The 18,492-nt window shown below is 70.0% G+C and carries 18 protein-coding genes; 5 read left to right on the plus strand and 13 right to left on the minus strand.

What is annotated here, in order from left to right; all coding sequences use genetic code 11:
* Positions 1–67: 67 nt before the first annotated feature.
* A complete protein-coding gene (locus tag LRS03_RS16310; protein WP_257826721.1) occupies positions 68–613 on the minus strand; it encodes a Crp/Fnr family transcriptional regulator in 546 nt (181 codons plus the stop codon).
* A gap of 119 nt (positions 614–732) precedes the next feature.
* Between LRS03_RS16310 and LRS03_RS16315 the strand changes: the two genes are divergently transcribed.
* Positions 733–1,590: a sterol desaturase family protein gene (locus LRS03_RS16315; protein WP_257826723.1), complete on the plus strand. Its 858-nt coding sequence runs from the start codon at positions 733–735 to the stop codon at positions 1,588–1,590.
* 45 nt (positions 1,591–1,635) lie between these two features.
* Here the strand turns inward: LRS03_RS16315 and LRS03_RS16320 are convergent, their stop codons facing one another.
* From LRS03_RS16320 to LRS03_RS16335, 4 genes are all read right to left on the minus strand, one after another.
* A complete protein-coding gene (locus LRS03_RS16320) occupies positions 1,636–2,196 on the minus strand; it encodes a DUF3617 domain-containing protein (protein ID WP_257826725.1) in 561 nt (186 codons plus the stop codon).
* Between the two features lie 35 nt (positions 2,197–2,231).
* Entirely contained in the window at positions 2,232–2,738 is a 507-nt protein-coding gene (locus LRS03_RS16325; protein WP_257826726.1) for a TPM domain-containing protein, read from the minus strand.
* A 76-nt stretch (positions 2,739–2,814) separates the two neighbouring features.
* Positions 2,815–3,702, minus strand: coding sequence for a TPM domain-containing protein (locus LRS03_RS16330; protein WP_308296433.1), 888 nt, complete (start codon positions 3,700–3,702; stop codon positions 2,815–2,817).
* A gap of 10 nt (positions 3,703–3,712) precedes the next feature.
* Positions 3,713–4,324 (minus strand): LemA family protein, encoded by a 612-nt coding sequence (locus LRS03_RS16335; protein WP_257826728.1) that lies wholly within the window; start codon positions 4,322–4,324, stop codon positions 3,713–3,715.
* 94 nt (positions 4,325–4,418) lie between these two features.
* On the opposite strand from LRS03_RS16335, the gene LRS03_RS16340 reads away from it, so the two are divergent.
* A complete protein-coding gene (locus LRS03_RS16340; RefSeq protein ID WP_257826730.1) occupies positions 4,419–5,165 on the plus strand; it encodes a Rossmann-fold NAD(P)-binding domain-containing protein in 747 nt (248 codons plus the stop codon).
* 6 nt (positions 5,166–5,171) lie between these two features.
* Here the strand turns inward: LRS03_RS16340 and LRS03_RS16345 are convergent, their stop codons facing one another.
* The 4 genes from LRS03_RS16345 to LRS03_RS16360 form a co-directional block, all read right to left on the minus strand.
* Positions 5,172–6,482, minus strand: coding sequence for a biosynthetic peptidoglycan transglycosylase (locus tag LRS03_RS16345; protein ID WP_257826732.1), 1,311 nt, complete (start codon positions 6,480–6,482; stop codon positions 5,172–5,174).
* Positions 6,479–7,009, minus strand: coding sequence for a hypothetical protein (locus LRS03_RS16350; protein WP_257826734.1), 531 nt, complete (start codon positions 7,007–7,009; stop codon positions 6,479–6,481). The genes LRS03_RS16345 and LRS03_RS16350 overlap by 4 nt, the downstream gene beginning before the upstream one ends.
* Before the next feature lie 68 nt (positions 7,010–7,077).
* Positions 7,078–7,836: an exosortase Q gene (xrtQ, locus tag LRS03_RS16355; protein WP_257826735.1), complete on the minus strand. Its 759-nt coding sequence runs from the start codon at positions 7,834–7,836 to the stop codon at positions 7,078–7,080.
* Positions 7,837–7,839: 3 nt separating this feature from the next.
* The gene (locus LRS03_RS16360) at positions 7,840–9,885 is read right to left on the minus strand and encodes a VIT and vWA domain-containing protein (protein ID WP_257826736.1); all 2,046 of its coding nucleotides are present in this window, start codon (positions 9,883–9,885) and stop codon (positions 7,840–7,842) included.
* Between the two features lie 164 nt (positions 9,886–10,049).
* Between LRS03_RS16360 and LRS03_RS16365 the strand changes: the two genes are divergently transcribed.
* Complete coding sequence (locus LRS03_RS16365; protein ID WP_257826737.1) at positions 10,050–10,280, plus strand: DUF1161 domain-containing protein; 231 nt, start codon at positions 10,050–10,052, stop codon at positions 10,278–10,280.
* Between the two features lie 17 nt (positions 10,281–10,297).
* Here the strand turns inward: LRS03_RS16365 and creC are convergent, their stop codons facing one another.
* The 3 genes from creC to cysK form a co-directional block, all read right to left on the minus strand.
* Positions 10,298–11,737 carry a two-component system sensor histidine kinase CreC gene (gene creC, locus LRS03_RS16370; protein WP_257826739.1) on the minus strand — a complete coding sequence of 480 codons (1,440 nt, stop codon included), beginning with the start codon at positions 11,735–11,737 and terminating at the stop codon, positions 10,298–10,300.
* On the minus strand, positions 11,734–12,441 hold the full coding sequence (gene creB, locus LRS03_RS16375) for a two-component system response regulator CreB (protein ID WP_257826740.1): 708 nt from the start codon (positions 12,439–12,441) through the stop codon (positions 11,734–11,736). The genes creC and creB overlap by 4 nt, the downstream gene beginning before the upstream one ends.
* Positions 12,442–12,540: 99 nt before the next feature.
* Complete coding sequence (gene cysK / locus LRS03_RS16380; protein ID WP_257826741.1) at positions 12,541–13,461, minus strand: cysteine synthase A; 921 nt, start codon at positions 13,459–13,461, stop codon at positions 12,541–12,543.
* Between the two features lie 57 nt (positions 13,462–13,518).
* On the opposite strand from cysK, the gene hemE reads away from it, so the two are divergent.
* Together hemE and LRS03_RS16390 are read left to right on the plus strand one after the other, a co-directional pair.
* The gene (gene hemE, locus LRS03_RS16385; RefSeq protein ID WP_257826742.1) at positions 13,519–14,607 is read left to right on the plus strand and encodes a uroporphyrinogen decarboxylase; all 1,089 of its coding nucleotides are present in this window, start codon (positions 13,519–13,521) and stop codon (positions 14,605–14,607) included.
* Between the two features lie 382 nt (positions 14,608–14,989).
* Complete coding sequence (locus LRS03_RS16390; RefSeq protein ID WP_257826743.1) at positions 14,990–17,056, plus strand: primosomal protein N'; 2,067 nt, start codon at positions 14,990–14,992, stop codon at positions 17,054–17,056.
* Between the two features lie 6 nt (positions 17,057–17,062).
* Here the strand turns inward: LRS03_RS16390 and LRS03_RS16395 are convergent, their stop codons facing one another.
* Complete coding sequence (locus LRS03_RS16395) at positions 17,063–18,214, minus strand: NAD(P)/FAD-dependent oxidoreductase (protein WP_257826744.1); 1,152 nt, start codon at positions 18,212–18,214, stop codon at positions 17,063–17,065.
* Between the last annotated feature and the right edge of the window lie 278 nt (positions 18,215–18,492).

Genomic DNA, 18,492 nt, shown 5'->3' on the forward strand with positions numbered 1-18,492 from the left:
GATCCGTATCGCCTGCGACATCGGCCCGCACTGTTCGCAGCTGCGGGCTTTTTTCTTTTGGGTCGTCTCAGGCCCGCGTGAGGCCGAGGCGCCGACGGATGCGCGACAGCGCCACGTTGGTGATGCCCAGGTGGCTGGCCACATGGTGCAGCGGCAAACGCGCCGCCAGCGCGGGGCGCTCGCGCAGGAAACGGGCGTAGCGGCTGGCCGCGTCCTCGGACAGGAGTTCGGCTTCGCGAGCGACCTGCTCCGAGAACGTCCAGCCCATGGCCTCGGCATGGACCGACTCGATCGCCGGGAACCGCGCAATGACGTCTTGCAGCGCCTCGTAGGACAGCTCCCGCAATTCGGTCGCTTCCAGCGCCTCGATTGCATAGGGGCTGGGGGCGCTGCGTGGCGGCATGCCGCTGCCAACCCAGGCTCCTTCGGCGTGGAAGGACTTGTTGCGCTCCAGTCCGTCCGGGCTCAGGAAGTAGAAGCGCACCAGGCCTTGGGCGATCCACCACACATGCCGCGCCGGCTCGCCAATGCGAAGCAGGGTCTCTCCGGCTTTCAGCCGGCGCTGCGGCAGCGACTGCCAGTGTCTGGTCAGCGCGGGGTCCGCTGCGATCACACGCGCGAGTGCTTCAGGCAGGCAGGCAACGCAATCGGCAGGGCGGGAATGAACCATGGTTAATGCGCCGGCGCCGCCGCGCGACGAGCATGCCGGCATCAACCGCAATGGAGCTCTGGATGGCCGGACATGATAACGATTGGAACCACGCGCACCTGCTCGCGCTCGTGTGGACGCCCGCCTACGCGGCGGCCACCATGACGGCCGGCTGGGGCGGCACCGCCATTCTGGCCGTGCACCTGTTCCTGACCCTCGGGTGGTTTGCTGCCTTCGAGCGGTGGCGCCCCCACCGCCCGCTCTGGCGCAGCACGACCGCCGACGTGCAGCGAGACGCATCCTTCCTCGGCATGAACGCCCTCGCTGACGGCCTGGCGGGCGTCGCACTCGCCGCCGCGACGTTGAAGCTCGCCGGCAGGGGGCCCGCCGCCGACCTGCCGCTCTGGGCCGCCGCCCCGCTGGCCGTGCTCGTGGCCGAGTTCGGCGCCTACTGGCTGCACCGCGCCATGCACCGCGGTGGCTGGGGATGGTGCGTGCACATGGTCCATCACCGGCCTGCGGCATTGAACGTCACCAACAACCTGACCACGCACCCGGTGAACGTGGTCCTGCTCAAAGCGGTGAAGCTGCTGCCGCTGGCGCTGCTGGGGTTCGGCGCCGAGGCTGTGCTGCTGGCCGCGATCTTCATGCAAATGCAGTCGTTCGCCACACACGCCAACACCCGCGGGCAGATGGGCTGGTTGAACTACGTCGTGGGCACCGCAGAGTTGCACCGCTGGCACCACAGCACGCAAGTCCGAGAAGCCTTGAATTTCGCCACCGCCGTACCCCTGTGGGACCAGGTCTTCGGCACCTTCTGGCACGTCCCGGGCCGCGAACCGGTCGAGGTGGGCGTCGAGACACCGGCGGCGTATCCCGACGCCCGCGACACCTGGGGCCTGGCCCTCTTCCCGTTCAGGTGCAGCCGCGGGCAGGCATAGCGTGCTGCTACGCGGCGCTGGGGCCCGTGGACCCCACGCCGCCGCTCAAGGCTTGGCCTTGGGCGGCGGCGCCATCGGCTTCACGTCGCCGCAGTCGGCGCCCAGCCACTTGGCGTTCATCGTCATCTGCGTGCTGCGCGGCTCGCCCTTGCGCTGGCTCGTGGTGGTGACCTTCACGGTGTAGCGCTCGGGGCTCGCGATGTTGGCCTCGCCTTCGCTCTCGCTCGGCGGCTGGGTGCACACCGAGCGCCACTTCCACTGCGTGGCGGTGCGGGTGGTGAAGTCGGTCTTGCAGCTGCCTTCATCGCTGCGCCAGCGACCTTGGTCGAGATGCTCGCGCGTCATGCACAGCTTCATGTTGTTGACGCCGCCGCTGATGTCCATGCCACGCTGCTTCATCATGGCCTCCATCTGCTTGCGCGCCTCGGGCGGCATGTTGGCCATCTGCTGCGACATGTCGGGCGCCTTCTGGCCGTCGATGGTGCGCTCGCTCGTCACCTGCCAGAGCCCCGGCTTGATGGGCGGCGCCGTCTGCGCGTGGGCCACCGCGGCACAGGCCGCCACCAGACCGAGCACCCGCCAACGGATGAGGCTCTTGGATTTCATCGATGCACGCTCCGGCTGTCAGTGAGGAACAGCCCTTACTGGACCACAGGCGCATCCGGCAGTTCATTGGGATTTGCCTCAAGGCCCGACAGGGGGAAGTGCCGGCTGAGCAGCTCGCAGACGGTGTCGACCGCCGCGTTCAGTCCACCTTCGTAGTCGCCCTGGCGGAACGCCGCCGCCATGCCCGCGGTGATCTGCTGCCACTGGGCCGCGCTCACATGCCGGCTCAGGCCGCGGTCGGCCACGATCTCGATCGCATGCTCGGCCAGCAGCAGGTAGATCAGCACGCCGTTGTTGTACTCGGTGTCCCACACCCGCAGCTTGCCGAACATCGTGACCGCGCGCTCGCGCGGCGTGGCGTTGCGCCACAGGTACGACATCGGAAGGCCCGCCTCGACGCAGATGCGGATCTCGCCGCTGTGGCGCTTCTCGCTTGCGGCGACACGCGCCTGCAGTCGCCGCAACGCCTCGGCGGCAAGCGCACGGCGAGCATCCGACTCGTCGAGCCAGCGGTGCTTGAGGATGCGCAGCCAACGGTTCATGACGATGCCTGCCCGGCCGCCCGAAGGGCCTTGCGCGCCCCCTCGGGGAGCCGTGAATGAAATGCGCGTGGGGGTTTCATGTCACCAGTCTCCTGAAGCGCCACCGCCACCAAAATCGCCGCCGCCCCCGGAGCTGAAGCCGCCACCGTCGCCCCCCACCCCAGCCGCCCCCACCTCCACCGCCGCCCCAGATGATGGGCATGCCGCCGCCTCGCCGCGAGCCCACCCCCATCACACCGACGAGGATCAGCGCCACGAACGCCGCGCCCCCCGCGATCAAGAGGCTCGTCGTCAGCCACCAGCCGAGGCCGCCCGCCGCCCCCGCGGTGGCGAGCGAGCCGAGCTTGCGGCCGAACACCGAGGTGAGGATGGCACCGGCGATCGGCACGCCGATGAAGAAGAAGATCGCGATGCCTTCGAGGTCGAAGCCGTCGGCGCCGTCGCGCGCCGGCGCACGGGCGCTGGGCTCGGGCAGCCCTTCGCTGCCGATGCGCTCGGCCAGCCGGTCCACCGCGGCGTTGAGGCCGCCCGCGAAGTCCCCGGCGCGAAACGCCGGCGTGATGCGATCGTTGATGATCTGCTTGGCCGCGAGGTCGGGCACCGCACCTTCGAGCGCCTTGGCCACCTCGATGCGCACCTTGCGGTCGTTCTTCGCCACGACGATCAGCAGCCCGTCGCCCACGTCGCGGCGGCCGATCTTCCACGTGTCGCCGACCCGCTGCGCGAAGGCTGCGATGTCTTCCGGCTGCGTGGTCGCGACCATCAGCACGACGATCTGCGAGCCGCGCTGGCGCTCGATGCCTTCGAGCTTGGCCGAGAGCGCCTGCAGCTGCGCCGGCGTGAGCGTGGCGGTCTGGTCGACGACACGGCCCGACAGGGGCGGCACCGGCTGCACGTCCTGCGCGCGCAGTGGTGAGGCCACCGCGAGCAGCAGGACCATCAGCCACGCCAGGATCTGGCGCATGGCGCGGTGCTTACTTCGACGCCGGCTTGTCGAAGTTCACCGCCGGCGGCGTGGAGATCTGCGCCTCGTTCTGCACTGTGAAGTTCGGCTTCGGGTCGTAGTTGAAGACCATCGCCGTCAGGTTGCTCGGGAAGCTGCGCGCAAGCACGTTGTAGTCGGCCACCGCCTTGATGTAGCGGTTGCGCGCCACGGTGATGCGGTTCTCGGTGCCTTCGAGCTGCACACGCAGGTCCTGGAAGCCCTGGTTGGCCTTCAGGTTCGGGTAGTTCTCGCTGACCACCAGCAGGCGGCTCAGCGCACCGCTCAGCTCGCCCTGCGCCTGCTGGAACTTGTTGAACGCCTCGGGGTTGTTGAGCGTCTCGGGCGTGACCTGGATGCTCGTCGCCTTGGCGCGCGCTTCCACCACCTTGGTGAGCGTTTCCTGCTCGAAGTTGGCCTCGCCCTTCACCGTGGCGACGATGTTGGGGATGAGGTCGGCGCGGCGCTGGTACTGGTTCAGCACCTCGGACCAGGCGGCCTTGGTTTGCTCGTCCAGGCGCTGGAAGTCGTTGTAGCCACAGCCGCTGAGGCCCAGGGTGGCGGCGAGGGCCAGCGCGGCAAGCCAGAGTCGTTTCGTCGTCATCGTGTGTCCTTGAAGCCGAGGCGGGGCGATGCTACCCCGGCGCACCAGATGCGGCGTGCCACCGGCAATTCAAGGGGCAGGGATACTCCGCCGCATGACCCTGCTCCATGAAGCCCTGCGCGCCGGCCACGCGCCCGCGCCGCGCGCCGCCGCCGGCCCGGGCGTGCTGGTGTGTGGTGGGGCCGGTGCATTGGGATCGGCCCTGCTCGAAGGGCTGCTCGCGGCGCGGCGGCACGCGCAGGTGAGCGTGTTCGTCACCCAGCCCCTGCAGACCGGGCTGCGCGGCTTGCACACGCTGCCGTGGAGCGAGGACGACCGCACGCCGCTGGCCGCCACCGCGGTGGTGGTGTTCGACCGCGAGCGGGTCGTCAACGGCCGCGAGCTGGCCTTCTACCGTCCGCAGCCGGAACAACTGCCCGCCCTCGCCGCGCAGCTGCACGCGCGGGGCGTGCGCCACCTGCTGGTCGTGATGCCACACACGCAGGCCATGCTGCCCGAGGCGCTCAAGCGCGGCCTGGCGAGCCTCGACGAACAGGCCGTCGCAGCCCTCGGCTTCGAGCACCTGGTCTTCGTGCGCTCGGCGCAGCCACCCGATCAGGTGCGGCACGCGCACCCCGCACAACGGCTCGCGCACTGGATGCTCTCGCAGCTGCAGATGATGGTGCCCGAGCGGCAGCGGCCGGTGCGCGCTGCCAAGGTGGCCACGTTCGCCGCGCGGCTGGCGACACGCCTGCCGCAGTCGGCCCCGGGCACGCGTGTGGTGCCGCCCGAGCGCATGTGGGACGCGAGCCAGGCGCGCGACGCCGCCGCGGTCGCCGACGACTGGCTCGCCCACGGCTGACCCCGTTCAGCGGCCCTGCGCGGCCTGCGAAGCCGCCACCGCCATCGCGACCCGCAGCGCCGGCGCCGGCGGCCGCCAGCGTTCGGCCGCCTTCACCAGCGCCTCGCGCTCGCGCCGCGACACCGGCCGCACGTGGCCGGCCACCCAGGCCACCCGCGCACGGTTGGCGTCGCCGTGGCGACCCATCAGCGCCAGCTCGCGGTCGGGGTTGTGCAGCAGCGTGGCGAGCCACACCGCCTCCAGCGGCGTGAGCTGCGCCGCGTCCTTGCGGAAGAAGTGGCGCGCGGCGGCCTGCGCGCCGCACTGCCCGTCGCCCCACGGGGCGAGCGCCAGGTAGAGGTTCATCAGGCGCGGCTTGCCGAGCGTGCGGTCGAGCTCCACGGCGTACAGCAGCTCGCGCAGCTTGCGGCCGTGATGGCGGCTGTCGCCGGTGTAGAGCAGCTTGGCGAGCTGCTGCGACAAGGTGCTGCCGCCGGTCACCGCGCCTTCACTGCGCTGGTTGCTGAACCAGGCGGCAACGATCTCGTTCAGGTCGTAGCCCGGGTGCTCGTAGTAGCGCTGGTCTTCGGCGGCGATCACGGCGCGCGGCAACCACACCCCGAAGTCCGCCGCCTCGTCGCCGGGGCCACAGGCCGCCTGCGCGTTCAGCAAGGCCTCGGTGCCCAGGCCCGACACCGACAGCCCGTCGAGCCGCGGCTTGAACTCCCACTCGCGCGAGGGCCAGCGCCACTGCGCCTTCACGCTCACACGCCCTTCGATGCGGGCCCGTGCGAACTCGGGAATGTCGCGCCTGAAGAGCGCAAAGGCCCGCACCGCCGGCTCGTCGACGACACGGAACTGCAGCACCAGCTGCTGCCGCTCGATGCGCGAGGACCAGCGGCCCTGCAGCGGCTCGGTGCCCTGCGCTTTCGCATCGCCGACGGCGAAGTGGCCTTGCAGGTTCATCTCCATGTCGGGCACGACGGTGAACTCCACCCGAGACAGGCGCAGCGGCTCGCGGCCCAGTCCGCCCACCGGCAGCGTGCAGGGCGCACACACCGCGCGCCAGGTGTTGGGCGCGTTCACCGCCTGCCAATGCACGGTGCCGTAAGGCGTGTGGAAGCGCCGGCCTTCCATCAGGCGCAGCGTGAACGGATGGCTTGCGATGCGCAGCACCGCGGGCATGCTGACCTCGCGCGTGAACGGCCCGAGCTGCACCGTGCGCGTCCACTCGCCCGGCGCCGGTTGCAGCGCCCGCAGGGTGAAGAAGACCGCCAGCGCCACGCCCACGACGAGCGCGAACACCAGGCCCAAGCCCCATTTCAGAACGGTCTTCACAAGGCCCTCGCGACGGTGACGGCCCGCCACGGGCCGGTGGACTGGCCGAGCGCCGCGGCCCAGAACCAGCTCGACGCATCGGTGAACGACGCGCCGGCGGCATCGACGATGCGCTCGCACACGCGCAGGCGCTGCCCTTCGCGCTCGGCGATGAAGCAGCGCCACAGCTGCTGCTGCGCGTCGCGCTCCAGGTGCGCGTCGGCCACCGTGTAGCCGACCGCGCGGTAGCAGTCGGCCGCCGGATGCAGCATGCGCGTGGGCTCGTGCACCTCGCGCAGCACCAGGGTGCGCTCACCATCGGTCATGCGCGCGATGTGGCCGGGGAAACGAGCCGCGAAGCGTGCCTCGAACGCACCGAGTGCCAGCGGACGCAGCGGCCGCCCTTCCCACGCCACCGGCCATTCGGGTGCGAGCTGGCGCTCGCGCGAAGCCGCGTCCCCCGCGCGCCCGAGCGGTGCCAGCGCGCAGGCGGCCAGGCCCAGCAACAGCCCGGCACGCGTCAGCCACCACGCGTCAAGCCTGCGCATCGCGGCCTCCACGCATCACCGCCACCACCGCCGCGCACACCGCCACCAGCACGACGAGCCCGACGCCCTCATGCAGCGCCTCGGACACCGGCGCCTGCTGCGCTTCGAGCGCGACCAGCACGCTGTTGCGCAGCACGTTGCCGGCCAGCACCAGCGCCCCCCACCGCCGGCAGCCGCGCCAGCATTGCGCGGTCGCGCACGCCGCTGAACGCCGCCACGACGCAGGCGCAGAAGTACGCCATCCACACCATCTGCACCCCGGAGCACGGCGCATCGACGATCACCTGGCGCCCCTGCACCCACATCGTGGTGCCGCTGCGCTCGGCGGCGAGCCCTGCGAGTTGCAGCACCCAGGTGCTGATCTCCGCGGTGACGAGGCGCAATGGGTAGCCGGCATAGAACTGCAGCGACGACACCACCGGCAACGCGAGCACCGCGAGGCCGGCGACGGGCAGCCACGGCTGGCCCGAGGGCATCACGCTGCGCAAGCCGGCGGCCAGCGCCAGCACCGCCAGCACGGCGCCGAGCAGTGGCGGCAGGTGAAAGAGCGCGAGTGTGGCCAGCGCCGTCAACACACCTGCCGCGTACAACCATCCCTGCCGCGGCGCGCCGCGCAAGAGCGGTTCGTGCCGCCACACCCACACCCCGAGCGCGGCGAGGGCGGCCAGGCCGAGCGGGTCGTCCGAGCCGTCGGCGAGACGCGCCCCCGCCCAGCGCCAGTGCGGCCACAGGGCAGCCGCCTGCAGGCCCAGCCAGGCGAGCGGCGAGAGGGCTTCGCAACGGGCCTGCCAACGCCCGAGCGGATGCAGTGCAATCGCGGTGGCCATCGTTCACTCCTTGCGGCGGCGACGCGATGGCCACACCCCGGCCACGACCACGCCGATCACCACCAGCAGCGCCGCCATCGCGCCCGGCTCCGGCGTGCTCGGCACTTCGGCGCCGATCGCCAGGTTGCTCACGCCTTCGGGCAGCGGCGAGGGCTGGTCCACCGCCTGCGTCTGCGCCGGGTTGGTGTTGCGCACCCGCTGGTCGACCGCGATGAAGCTCGTGTACTGCGTGAGCAGGCTGTAGGTGAGGCCGAGTTCGGTGATCGCCGCCTTCTGGCTGCTGCCACCTTCGAGCGCCTCCTGGTCGCTCAGGCTGGCGATGCGCTGGCGTGCCCACAGCTGGCGCAGCGCCGAGGGGCCTTTGCCGTCTTGCTGCGCCGTCAGCACCTGCCGGTACGGACCATCGGCCGCACGCCCTTCGATGACGAACTGGCCACCCCACGCACCCCGCCACTTCCCAAACACCACCACCGGGCGGCCGCCCAGCACGTCGGGCAGCTGCAGCGGCTCCACGTCGTAGGCCTCGAGGCCTTCGAAGCTCGCCTTCACCTGCGTGAGCACCGGGGCTTCGATGATGCGGCGCAGGCGCTCGGCTTGGGCGGCCGCCTGGTCGGGCTTGGTGACGATGAAGGCCTCGCCCTGCCCTGCACGGGCCATGCCTTCGATCAGGTGGCGGTTGACGCTCGTGCCGATGCCGAACGAGAACACGTTGAACTGGTTCAGGTTCTGGCGGATGAGACGGAACACCTCCGCCTCGACGCTCACGTAGCCGTCGGTCACGAAGATCACGCTGCGCGACACCTCTTCGGCTTTCGGCAAAGCAGCCACGCGCTTCAAGGCCGGCACGATCTCGGTGCTGCCGCCACCGCCCATCTCGTTGATCGTGCGGATGGCCTGCTCGATGTTGGCGCGTGTGGCCGGCACCGAGGCGGGCGCGAGCATGCGGCTGCTGCCCGAGAAGAGCATCACGTTGAAGGTGTCGCTCGCGCGCAGGCTGCCGATCAGGTTGCGCAGGAGCACCTTGGCGGTTTCCAGCGGGTAGCCGTGCATCGAGCCCGAGATGTCGACCACGAAGATGTAGTCGCGCGGGTTGATCTCGCGCGGCGCCACGGCCTTCGGCGGCTCGACCATCGCGAGGAAGAAGTTCTCGCTGCCGTCGTCCTCACCGCGGTAGAGCACCAGGCCCGACTCGATGCGCTCGCCGGCCAGGCGGTAGTTCAGGATGAAGTCGCGGTTGTTGGCGGGTGTGTCGCCCGGCTTCAGGGACACCGCGGCCCGCGTGGTGCCGAGGCCATCGACCATCACCTCGTGCGAGGGCGAGGCGATCGCCTTCACCGCGAGCGGCGTGTCGAGCGTGACGCGCAGCGTGAGCGTGGTGTTCGACGCGACGCCTTGCTTCAGGTATGCGCCACCGATGGCGCCACCGTTGCTGGCGGCCGCGTTCGGGCTGTTGTAGCGCGGGCCCACGACCGTCGGGAACACGAAGCCGTACTGCGCATCGGTCGGGCGCAGCAGCTCGGTGTAGCGCAGCTCCACCGCCACGTCATCGCCGGGCAGGATGTTGGCGACGTTCATCTCGAAGACGTTGGGCCGGCGCTGCTCCAGCAGGGCCGTCGTCTTGCCTTCGCGCTTGGCGGCCTGGTACTCGATGCGGGCCGCTTCCTTTTCCTTGATGCGCGCGGTGAGCACACGGTCGCCGAGCTTCACCGTCATCGCGTAGACGGCCGCCTGCGTCGAACCCGGGAAGACATAGCGCGCCTCGATCGGGCGCTGGCCTTCGTTGCGATAGTGCTGCGTCACCCGCACGTCGGCGATCACCCCGGCGATCTTCACGTCGACCTCGGTCGACTTGAGCGGCAGCCGGTCGGTGCCGGGCTCGCTGCTGTTGACGGCGAAGTACGGGCTCTCGGCCCTGAGTGCTTCGGAATCGTCGGCATGCGCCGACGACCAGAACAGCATCAGCACGGCCGAGAAGGCCGCAAGCGCCATGCACCACAGCACGCGGCCGGTGCGGGTCAGCGGGTGGTAGGGAAGGTGCGGGCGTGACATGGAATCCTCTCTGGGCGACACCACGATGCGGTGGTCTGCGCAAGAGGATCGACGGCGTGATCGAAGCCGGTTTGAAGCCTGAAAGCTGCTCTGTGAAGCCTGCGTGAACACAGGCGTTGACGCGATACTGGTGGCCCCATCGTTCAACCCGGAGGAGACCCTTGATGAAGAACCTGATGCTGTGTGCCGCCCTGCTCGGCCTTGCCGCTCCCGCCTTCGCCGCCAAGCCCTGTGAAGAGCTGAAGTCGGAGATCGCCGCCAAGCTCGACGAGAAGAAGGTCGCCGGCTACAAGCTCGAGATCGTCGACACCGACAAGACCGGTGACCGCAAGGTGGTCGGCAGCTGCGACGGCGGCAAGAAGAAGATCGTCTACGAGAAGGGCGCCGCGAAGTAATCGCAGCGGGTCGTCGTTCAGCCTGTCCCGTCGCTCAAGGGCAGGCTGAGCGTGGCCAGCGCACCGCCGCCCGCCGCATTGGTGAGCGTGACGCGGCCCTCGTGCAGCTCGGCGATCTCTTTGACGAAGCTGAGACCGAGCCCGGTGCTCTTCTTGCGCGACTGCGGGCGGGCCAGCGAATAGAACTTCTCGAACACCTTGCCCTCGGCGTAATCGGGGATGCCCGGCCCGTGGTCGCGCACCGTGACTTCGGCGTTCTGGCGCTGACGTTTGAGCGTGAGCGTCACCGTGCCGCCGGCGGGCGAGAAGTCGAGTGCGTTGTCGACCAGGTTCGACACCGCGCGCTGCAGCAGGAAGGCATCGCCCTGCACGGTGGCGTCGGCCCCGTCTTCCAGCACCACCTGCAGGCCGCGCGCCGCGGCGGCCGGCTGCACGCTCGCCACCAGCTCCTGCAGCAGCGGTCGCAAGGCCACCGGCACCGCCGCGTCGAGCGTGCGGCGCGATTCGAGCGCGGTCAGCTCCATCATGCGGTCGACCAGCTCCTGGATGCGCTGCGTCTCACGCGCGATGTTGGCGGCGAAGCGCGCCCGGTCGGCATCGGGCATGGGCTCTTGCAGCAGCTCGGCCGCACCGCGGATGGCCGACAGCGGACTCTTCACCTCGTGCGTCAAGGTCTGAACGTAGTCGGCCACGTAGGTGCGGCCGGCGAGCGCGTCGCGCATCTCGTCGTAGGCCGCGGCCGCCGCCTTCAGCGCGCGCCTTGTCAGGCGTGGCAGGCTGAGCGTGCGCTGCGCCTTCACGTAGCGCACGTAGTCGGCCACCACGCCGAAGGGCCGCACCAGCCACACCGAGAGGATCACCACCAGCAGCAGCACCGCCACCACCGAGGTGGTGCCAACGAGCAGCGTCTTGCGGCGCGCCGCCTGCACGAACTGGCCGAAGCTTTGCACCGGCTTGCCCACGCTGACGGCGCCGATGATCGCGCCGCCCACACGAATGGGCGCGGCCACGTACATCACCGAGCTGCTGGCGTCGCCTTCCACGTCGGGCGTGGTGCGTGCGCCGTACTCGCCCTGCAGCGCACGGCGGATGTCGCGCCACAGCGAGTGGTCAGCGCCGAGCGAACGGTTGGTGGAGTCGAAGACGACGGTGCCGCCACGGTCGACCACGGCCAGGCGCAGCTCGACGCGCGTCTTCTCGAAACCGTAGATGTCGGCCTTGAAGCGGCGCGCATAGAGCGCCTGGAAGAGCGGGCCCAGCGCGTCGACCTGCAGCGTGCCGTCGCGCGACACGCCTTCGATGAGCGTGGCCATCAGCTGCGCGGTCTCGACCAGGTTTTCTTCGGCCGATTCGCGGTAGCGCGGGTCGATGTCTTCCAGCTGGCGGACCATCAGGAGGCCCACGCCGATCACGTAGGCCAGGAGGATGCCGAGGAAGATCCGGGTTCTCTTCGTCACGAAGAGGGCAGGGTCGGAGGCAGGTCTTCTGCGATCGCGTAGCCCGCGCCGCGGTGCGTGCGGATCGGCTCCAGCAGCGGCGCCACCGCCTTCAGCTTGGCACGCACCGTCTTCACGTGCGCATCGACCGTGCGGTCGAGGCTTTCGGTGTCGTCGCCCCACACGCGGGCCAGCAGCGTGTCGCGGCTGAACACATGCCCGGGGCGCGAGGCGAGCGTCTGCAGGAGGCCGAACTCGTAACGCGAGAGTTCGAGCAGCTTGCCGTAGAAGCGGATCTGACGCTTGCCTTCATCCACGCTCAGCGGCAGCGCCGGTGCGGCCGGGGGCGCGGCCGCCGCCTTGGCGCTGCGCCGCAGGATGGAGCGCACACGGGCCACCAGCTCACGTGGCGAAAACGGCTTGGCCACGTAGTCGTCGGCCCCGAGTTCCAGCCCGACCACCCGGTCGATCTCGTCGCTGCGGGCGGTGAGGAAGACCACCGGCACGTCGGCCACTTCACGCAGGCGCTTGAACACCTCGAAGCCGCTGGTGTCGGGCAGGCCGGCGTCGAGGATCACGAGAGACGGCGGCTGCGCCTTGAACTGCGACAGCGCCTCTTCGCCCGTCGCCGCCCAGGCCGGCTCGAACCCGTCGGTGCGCAACGCGTACTGCAGCGTGTCGGCGATGCCGGGTTCGTCTTCGACGATGAGGACTCTCGGTCGCATGTCAGCCCCTCGCCTGCCGAATACGGCAGGCGATCCCCCGAGGGAATGCGGGCCGGCTTGGGGCGGCCCGGCGCTCGTCCCGCTGGCGTTCAACAACGCTCATTCGTTGGGCAGAAAACCTTCGATCGACAGGTAGCGCTCGCCGGTGTCGTAGTTGAAGCCGAGCACGGTCGCGCCCTTCGCGATGTCGGGGAGCTTCTGCGAGATCGCGGCGAGTGTCGCGCCCGACGAGATGCCCACCAGCAGGCCTTCTTCGCGCGCCGAGCGGCGGGCGAATTCCTTTGCCGCATCGGCCTCGACCTGGATCACGCCGTCGAGGAGGTCGGTGTGCAGGTTCTTCGGAATGAAGCCGGCGCCGATGCCCTGGATCGGGTGCGGGCTCGGCTTGCCCCCGCTGATGACCGGCGAGGCGCTGGGCTCCACCGCAAACACCTTGAGCTTGGGCCACTGGGCCTTGAGCACCTTGGCGCAGCCGGTGATGTGGCCGCCGGTGCCCACGCCGGTGATCAGCACGTCGACGCCGCCCGGAAAGTCGGCCGCGATCTCCTGCGCGGTGGTGCGCACATGCACGTCGATGTTGGCCGCGTTGTCGAACTGCTGCGGCATCCATGCGCCAGGGGTGGCGGCGACGATCTCGGTCGCCTTGGCGATGGCGCCGTTCATGCCCTTCTCGCGCGGCGTGAGCACGAAGCTCGCGCCGTAGGCGAGCATCAGTCGGCGGCGCTCGACGCTCATGCTCTCGGGCATCACCAACACCAGCTTGTAGCCCTTGACCGCCGCGACCATCGCAAGGCCCACGCCGGTGTTGCCGGAGGTCGGCTCGACGATGGTGCCGCCGGCCTTGAGCGTGCCGCTCGCTTCGGCCGCCTCGATCATCGACAGTGCGATGCGGTCCTTGATGGAGCCGCCGGGGTTGGCGCGTTCGCTCTTCACGTACACGCTGTGCGTGCTGCCGAAGAGGCGGTTGATGCGGATGTGCGGCGTGTTGCCGATGGTCTGCAGAACGTTCTGGGCCAGCATGGCGGTCTCCGGGAGAAGGGGTGCGGCTGATTATGGGACGGCAGAGATAATCCTTCGATGTTTGCACCGCTCCAAAACGACAGCTTCCTGCGCGCCTGCCTGCGCCAGCCCACCGACCACACGCCCGTCTGGCTCATGCGCCAGGCCGGTCGTTACCTGCCGGAGTACCGCGCCACCCGCGCCAAGGCCGGCAGCTTCATGGGCCTGGCCACCAACACCGACTTCGCCACCGAGGTCACGCTGCAGCCGCTCGAACGCTACAAGCTCGATGCCGCCATTCTCTTCAGCGACATCCTGACCGTGCCCGACGCGATGGGCCTGTCCTTAAGCTTCGCGATGGGCGAAGGCCCGAAGTTCGCCCACCCGGTGCGCGACGAAGCGGCCGTGGCCAAGCTGGCCGTGCCCGACATGGAGAAGCTGCGCTACGTCTTCGACGCCGTCACCTCCATCCGCAAGGCGCTCAACGGCCGCGTGCCGCTGATCGGCTTCTCGGGCAGCCCGTGGACGCTCGCCTGCTACATGGTCGAAGGCGCCGGCTCCGACGACTACCGCCTGGTCAAGACCATGCTCTACAGCCGGCCCGACCTGCTGCACCGCATGTTGAAGGTCAACGCCGATGCGGTGGCCGCCTACCTCAACGCCCAGATCGACGCCGGCGCTCAGGCGGTGATGGTGTTCGACAGCTGGGGCGGCGTGCTGGCCGACGGCGCATTCCAGTCGTTCAGCCTCGACTACACCCGCCGCGCACTGGCGCAGGTCAAGCGTGAGCACGAAGGCCAACGCATCCCGCACATCGTCTTCACCAAGGGCGGCGGCCTGTGGCTGGAAGAGATCGCCGCGCTCGGCTGCGACGTGGTCGGCCTCGACTGGACGGTGAGCCTCGCCGCGGCGCGCAAGCGCATCGGCCAATTCACGGCGCTCCAGGGCAATCTGGATCCCTCGGTGCTGTTCGCCTCGCCGGAGCAGGTGCGCGAGCAGGTGATCCAGACGCTCGACAGCTTCGGCGCCTGGCCCACCGATGGCCGCCCGGCGGGCCACATCTTCAACCTCGGCCACGGCATCAGCCAGCACACCCCGCCGGAGAGCGTGGCCGCACTCGTCGACGCGGTGCACGAACACTCGCCCAGCCTGCATCGAGAGCGCTGAAGGGTGAAGCGCGCCTGTTGCAGTTGGTTGCATCTTTCTGGAACGGCCTGCAGTGCTTTCCCGGTGAGCAGGCACTCAGGGCTTGACTTATCCCCAAATCCCCGAATTCGCTGCCTGTCGGAAAACGCTGACGCGTCGCAGCATCCTTATTTCTGATTAGGTCGCTAAGTCGTTGATTTTATTGAGGGCCGAAATTGCATCGAAAGTGGGCAACGCAGCGCCAAGGCCCAAAAATCAAGGCTCTAGCGCGATTTTTGGCAGGTTTCCCACAAAGTTATCCACAAGAGCCGTGGAAACATCCAAAAGCGCTGAAAAATCAGCGACTTAAGACTCATTCCTAATACGGTGCCTAGCCCGTTCGGGTCAGTTGCGCCTCTTGCCAATGAATGACCGCCTGCCCGTTCGTGTGGCCGTCGACGCCCCCCAGCACAGCGGCCTGGGTGGGGCGCTCGACTACCTGAGCGAGCACTCGCCTTCCCCTGGCGCTTTGGTGCGGGTACCACTGGGCCGCCGCGAGGTGACGGGCGTCGTGTGGCCGGGCGCTGCCGAGCCCGAACCGTCGATGGCCCTGAAACCCATCGCCTCGGTGCTGGATGCGGTGCCGCCGTTGTCGGCGCGCTGGTGCGAGCTGGTGGAGTTTGCAGCTACTTACTATCAGCGCGGCCTGGGCGAAGTGGCCTTGTCGGTGCTGCCGCCTGAGCTGCGCAAGCTCGACAACACCCAGCTGGCCCAGCGGGTGGCCCGGCTGCGCAAGGGCTGGGCCGTGCCGGCGGCCGGTCCGGCGCCGGTGCGGCCCGAACTCACGCCCGACCAGGCTGCCGCCCTCGCCCGGCTTGCCGAGCTGAGCCAGCCCGGTGCCGCGCCGGTGGTGCTGCTGCACGGCCTGACCGGCAGCGGCAAGACCGAGGTCTACCTGCGCGCCGCCGAAGACGCGCTGGCCGCCGGCCGCCAGGTGCTGGTGCTGGTGCCCGAGATCAACCTCACGCCGCAGCTCGAAGCCCGCTTCGCCGAACGGTTCGGCAGCGGCCCGACGCCCCGGCGCATCGTCTCGCTGCACAGCGGCCTGACGCCAGCACAGCGGCTCAAGCACTGGCTCGCCGCGCACCTGGGCCTGGCCGACCTGGTGCTGGGCACGCGCATGGCGGTCTTCGCCCCGCTGCCGCGGCTGGGCCTGATCGTGGTCGACGAGGAACACGACCCCTCCTACAAACAGCAGGAAGGTGCGCGCTACTCGGCCCGGGACCTGGCGGTCTACCGCGGGAAGCTCGAAGGCGCCTGCGTCGTGCTCGGCTCGGCCACGCCCTCGCTGGAAAGCTGGCAACGCGCTGAGCAGGGCCGCTACGAGCGCCTCACGCTGGCCCACCGCGTGGGCAACGGCGCGCTGCCGGCCGTGCGCCTGGTCGACATGAACCTGCTGCCCAAGACGCCGGGCGTGACGACGCTGCTGTCGCCGCAGCTGGTGGGCGCACTGGGCAGGCGTCTGGAGCGTGGCGAGCAAAGCCTCGTCTTCCTCAACCGACGCGGCTATGCGCCGGTGCTGCACTGCGGCGCCTGCGGCTGGAAGAGCGACTGCCCGCACTGCAGCGCCTGGCGTGTCTTCCACAAGGTCGACCGCACGCTGCGCTGCCACCACTGCGGCTTCACGCAGTCGGTGCCGCGCGCCTGCCCCGACTGCGGCAACCTCGACATCGCCCCGCTCGGCCGCGGCACCGAGCGGCTGGAGGAGCAGCTCGCCGAAGCCCTGCCCGGCGCCCGCGTGGCGCGCATCGACGCCGACAGCACACGCCAGAAAGGCGCGCTCGAAGCGCAGCTCTCGGCAGTGCACGCGGGTGAGGTCGACGTACTGGTCGGCACGCAGATGGTGGCCAAGGGCCACGACTTCCGGCGCATCACGCTGGTGGCCGCGGTGAGCCCCGACAACGCGCTTTTCAGCAGCGACTTCCGCGCGCCCGAGCGCTTGTTTGCGCTCTTGATGCAGGCCGCCGGCCGCGCCGGGCGCGACGCCGCGCAGGCCGACCGCAGCGAGATGGTGGTGCAGACCTGGCACCCCACCCACCCGCTCTACGCCGCGCTGCGGCAGCACGACTACGCGGCCTTCGCCGCCAGCCAGTTGAAGGAACGCAGCATGGCGGGGCTGCCGCCCTTCAGCCACCTCGCGTTGCTGCGCGCCGAGGCCCGCACGGCGCAGGCGGCCAAAGACTTCCTGCAGGCCGCGGCGGAACTGGCCGCGCAGATCCCCGGCGCGAGCGAACTGCTGATCTACCCGCCGGTGCCGCACCACGTGGCCCGGGTGGCGAACGTGGAGCGCATGCAGATGCTGGTGGAGTCGTCCACCCGCGGCTCGCTGCAACGTGTGCTGCGGCCCTGGGTCGGCGAACTCACGCGGCTCAAGTCGCAGCACAAGGCGGTGCTGCGCTGGGCGCTCGACGTCGACCCGCTCGCGATCTGAGTCCGGTCAGCCGAGCCAGCCCGGCACCTGCGCCGCCAGCGCCTGGCGCTGCGACACCGCCGCACCGAGCAAGGCAAAGCCGAGCAGGCGGCCATCGGCGCCGGTGAACCGCGCGGTGCAGGCGTCGTCGCTCAGCTCCACGCTCCAGCTGCCGGCCGCCCCCGGCAGCGGCGGGCACACGACCGTCGGGCAGGCGGGCGTCTTCACCGTCACCGGCATCGCGGGGTAGACCAGCGGCGTCGGCGTGCCGGCCAGCGTGGCGGCGAGGGCGCGGCTTTGCGCCATCAGCGGCAGCACGAAGGGCAGCGACAGGCCGGCGACTTCGGCACAGTCGCCGAGGGCGTAGACGTGCGGCGCGCTGGTGGCCAGCAGCCGGTCGGTGGTGATGCCGCGCTGCGTGGCAAGGCCGGCGGCCACGGCCAGGCCGGTGCGCGGCTTCAGGCCGATGGCCGAGAGCACGCGGTCGGCGTAGAGCCGGCTGCCGTCGCTCAGGGTCAGCTGGTAGCCCTGGCCCTCGCGGTCGACGCGGGTGGCCGAAACGCCGAGGCGAAACGCCACGCCCGCCGCTTCCAGCTTCGCCTGCAGGCGCTCGCTGGCCTGCGGCGGCAGCAGGCGCGACAACAGCGTGCCCGCCAGGTCGATGACGGTGGGGGCCACGCCCCGGTGCAGCAGGTCGTTGGCGAACTCGCAGCCGATCAGTCCGCCGCCGAGGATGGCCACGGTGTCGGCGCCTTCCAGCCGCTCGGCGAAGCGAGCGTAATCGTCGAGGTCGTTGACCGACATCACCTCCGGTTCGGCATCGCCCTGCAGCGGCAGGCGGATCGGGTCGGCGCCCAGCGCCAGCGCGAGGTCGCGGTAGGCGAGCGTTTCGCCGTTGGCGAGTTCGAGTGTCTGGGCCGCGGTGTCGAGGCGCTTCAGCTCGGTGTTGGCGAGCAGCGTGGCGTTGAGCTCCTCGCGCATCTTCTCGGCCGCCTTCATCACGAGCGTGGCCGCCGTCTTCTTGCCGGCCAGCGCGTTCGACAGCATGGGCTTGGAGTAGAAGCCCGCATGGTCGCGGCTCACGACGACGAGCGGCGTCTCCTTGTCGAGCTTGCGGAACTCGCGGGCCAGGTTGTAGCCGGCGAGGCCGGAGCCGACGATGACGAGGGGCTGGGACATGGCAGCAGCGGGGCAGTGAACGGGGCGCGCAAGGCTATCACTTCAGTACCACCCCACTGGCACGCGCAGAGGCGGCCACAGGATGCCGCGCGCAAAAGAAAGCGGGCCGTGCTCGCGCACTGCCCGCTGAATGAGCCACAGCATTCAGGGAGGGAGGGAGGAGGGAACCGTGGCCCGAGACAAATGCTATGACGCACTGCACGACGCGCCTGTAGGACAACGCCGCGTCTTGCCGCCGGCCGGCGCGTCGCTCACCACCGGTTACAGCCTGGGGGCTT

It is taken from the genome of Rhizobacter sp. J219 (assembly GCF_024700055.1).
In the GTDB taxonomy this organism is placed as follows: domain Bacteria; phylum Pseudomonadota; class Gammaproteobacteria; order Burkholderiales; family Burkholderiaceae_C; genus Rhizobacter.

What these genes read in the sequence shown, in the direction of transcription:
- LRS03_RS16315 (WP_257826723.1), top strand. Translation starts at nt 733, where the DNA reads ATGGCCGGACATGATAACGATTGGAACCACGCGCACCTGCTCGCGCTC.
- LRS03_RS16325 (WP_257826726.1), bottom strand. Translation starts at nt 2,738, where the DNA reads ATGAACCGTTGGCTGCGCATCCTCAAGCACCGCTGGCTCGACGAGTCG.
- LRS03_RS16350 (WP_257826734.1), bottom strand. Translation starts at nt 7,009, where the DNA reads ATGCGCAGGCTTGACGCGTGGTGGCTGACGCGTGCCGGGCTGTTGCTG.
- LRS03_RS16340 (WP_257826730.1), top strand. Translation starts at nt 4,419, where the DNA reads ATGACCCTGCTCCATGAAGCCCTGCGCGCCGGCCACGCGCCCGCGCCG.
- cysK (WP_257826741.1), bottom strand. Translation starts at nt 13,461, where the DNA reads ATGCTGGCCCAGAACGTTCTGCAGACCATCGGCAACACGCCGCACATC.
- LRS03_RS16330 (WP_308296433.1), bottom strand. Translation starts at nt 3,702, where the DNA reads ATGCGCCAGATCCTGGCGTGGCTGATGGTCCTGCTGCTCGCGGTGGCC.
- LRS03_RS16335 (WP_257826728.1), bottom strand. Translation starts at nt 4,324, where the DNA reads ATGACGACGAAACGACTCTGGCTTGCCGCGCTGGCCCTCGCCGCCACC.
- creB (WP_257826740.1), bottom strand. Translation starts at nt 12,441, where the DNA reads ATGCGACCGAGAGTCCTCATCGTCGAAGACGAACCCGGCATCGCCGAC.
- LRS03_RS16320 (WP_257826725.1), bottom strand. Translation starts at nt 2,196, where the DNA reads ATGAAATCCAAGAGCCTCATCCGTTGGCGGGTGCTCGGTCTGGTGGCG.
- LRS03_RS16365 (WP_257826737.1), top strand. Translation starts at nt 10,050, where the DNA reads ATGAAGAACCTGATGCTGTGTGCCGCCCTGCTCGGCCTTGCCGCTCCC.
- LRS03_RS16390 (WP_257826743.1), top strand. Translation starts at nt 14,990, where the DNA reads ATGAATGACCGCCTGCCCGTTCGTGTGGCCGTCGACGCCCCCCAGCAC.
- LRS03_RS16395 (WP_257826744.1), bottom strand. Translation starts at nt 18,214, where the DNA reads ATGTCCCAGCCCCTCGTCATCGTCGGCTCCGGCCTCGCCGGCTACAAC.
- xrtQ (WP_257826735.1), bottom strand. Translation starts at nt 7,836, where the DNA reads ATGGCCACCGCGATTGCACTGCATCCGCTCGGGCGTTGGCAGGCCCGT.
- hemE (WP_257826742.1), top strand. Translation starts at nt 13,519, where the DNA reads ATGTTTGCACCGCTCCAAAACGACAGCTTCCTGCGCGCCTGCCTGCGC.
- LRS03_RS16360 (WP_257826736.1), bottom strand. Translation starts at nt 9,885, where the DNA reads ATGTCACGCCCGCACCTTCCCTACCACCCGCTGACCCGCACCGGCCGC.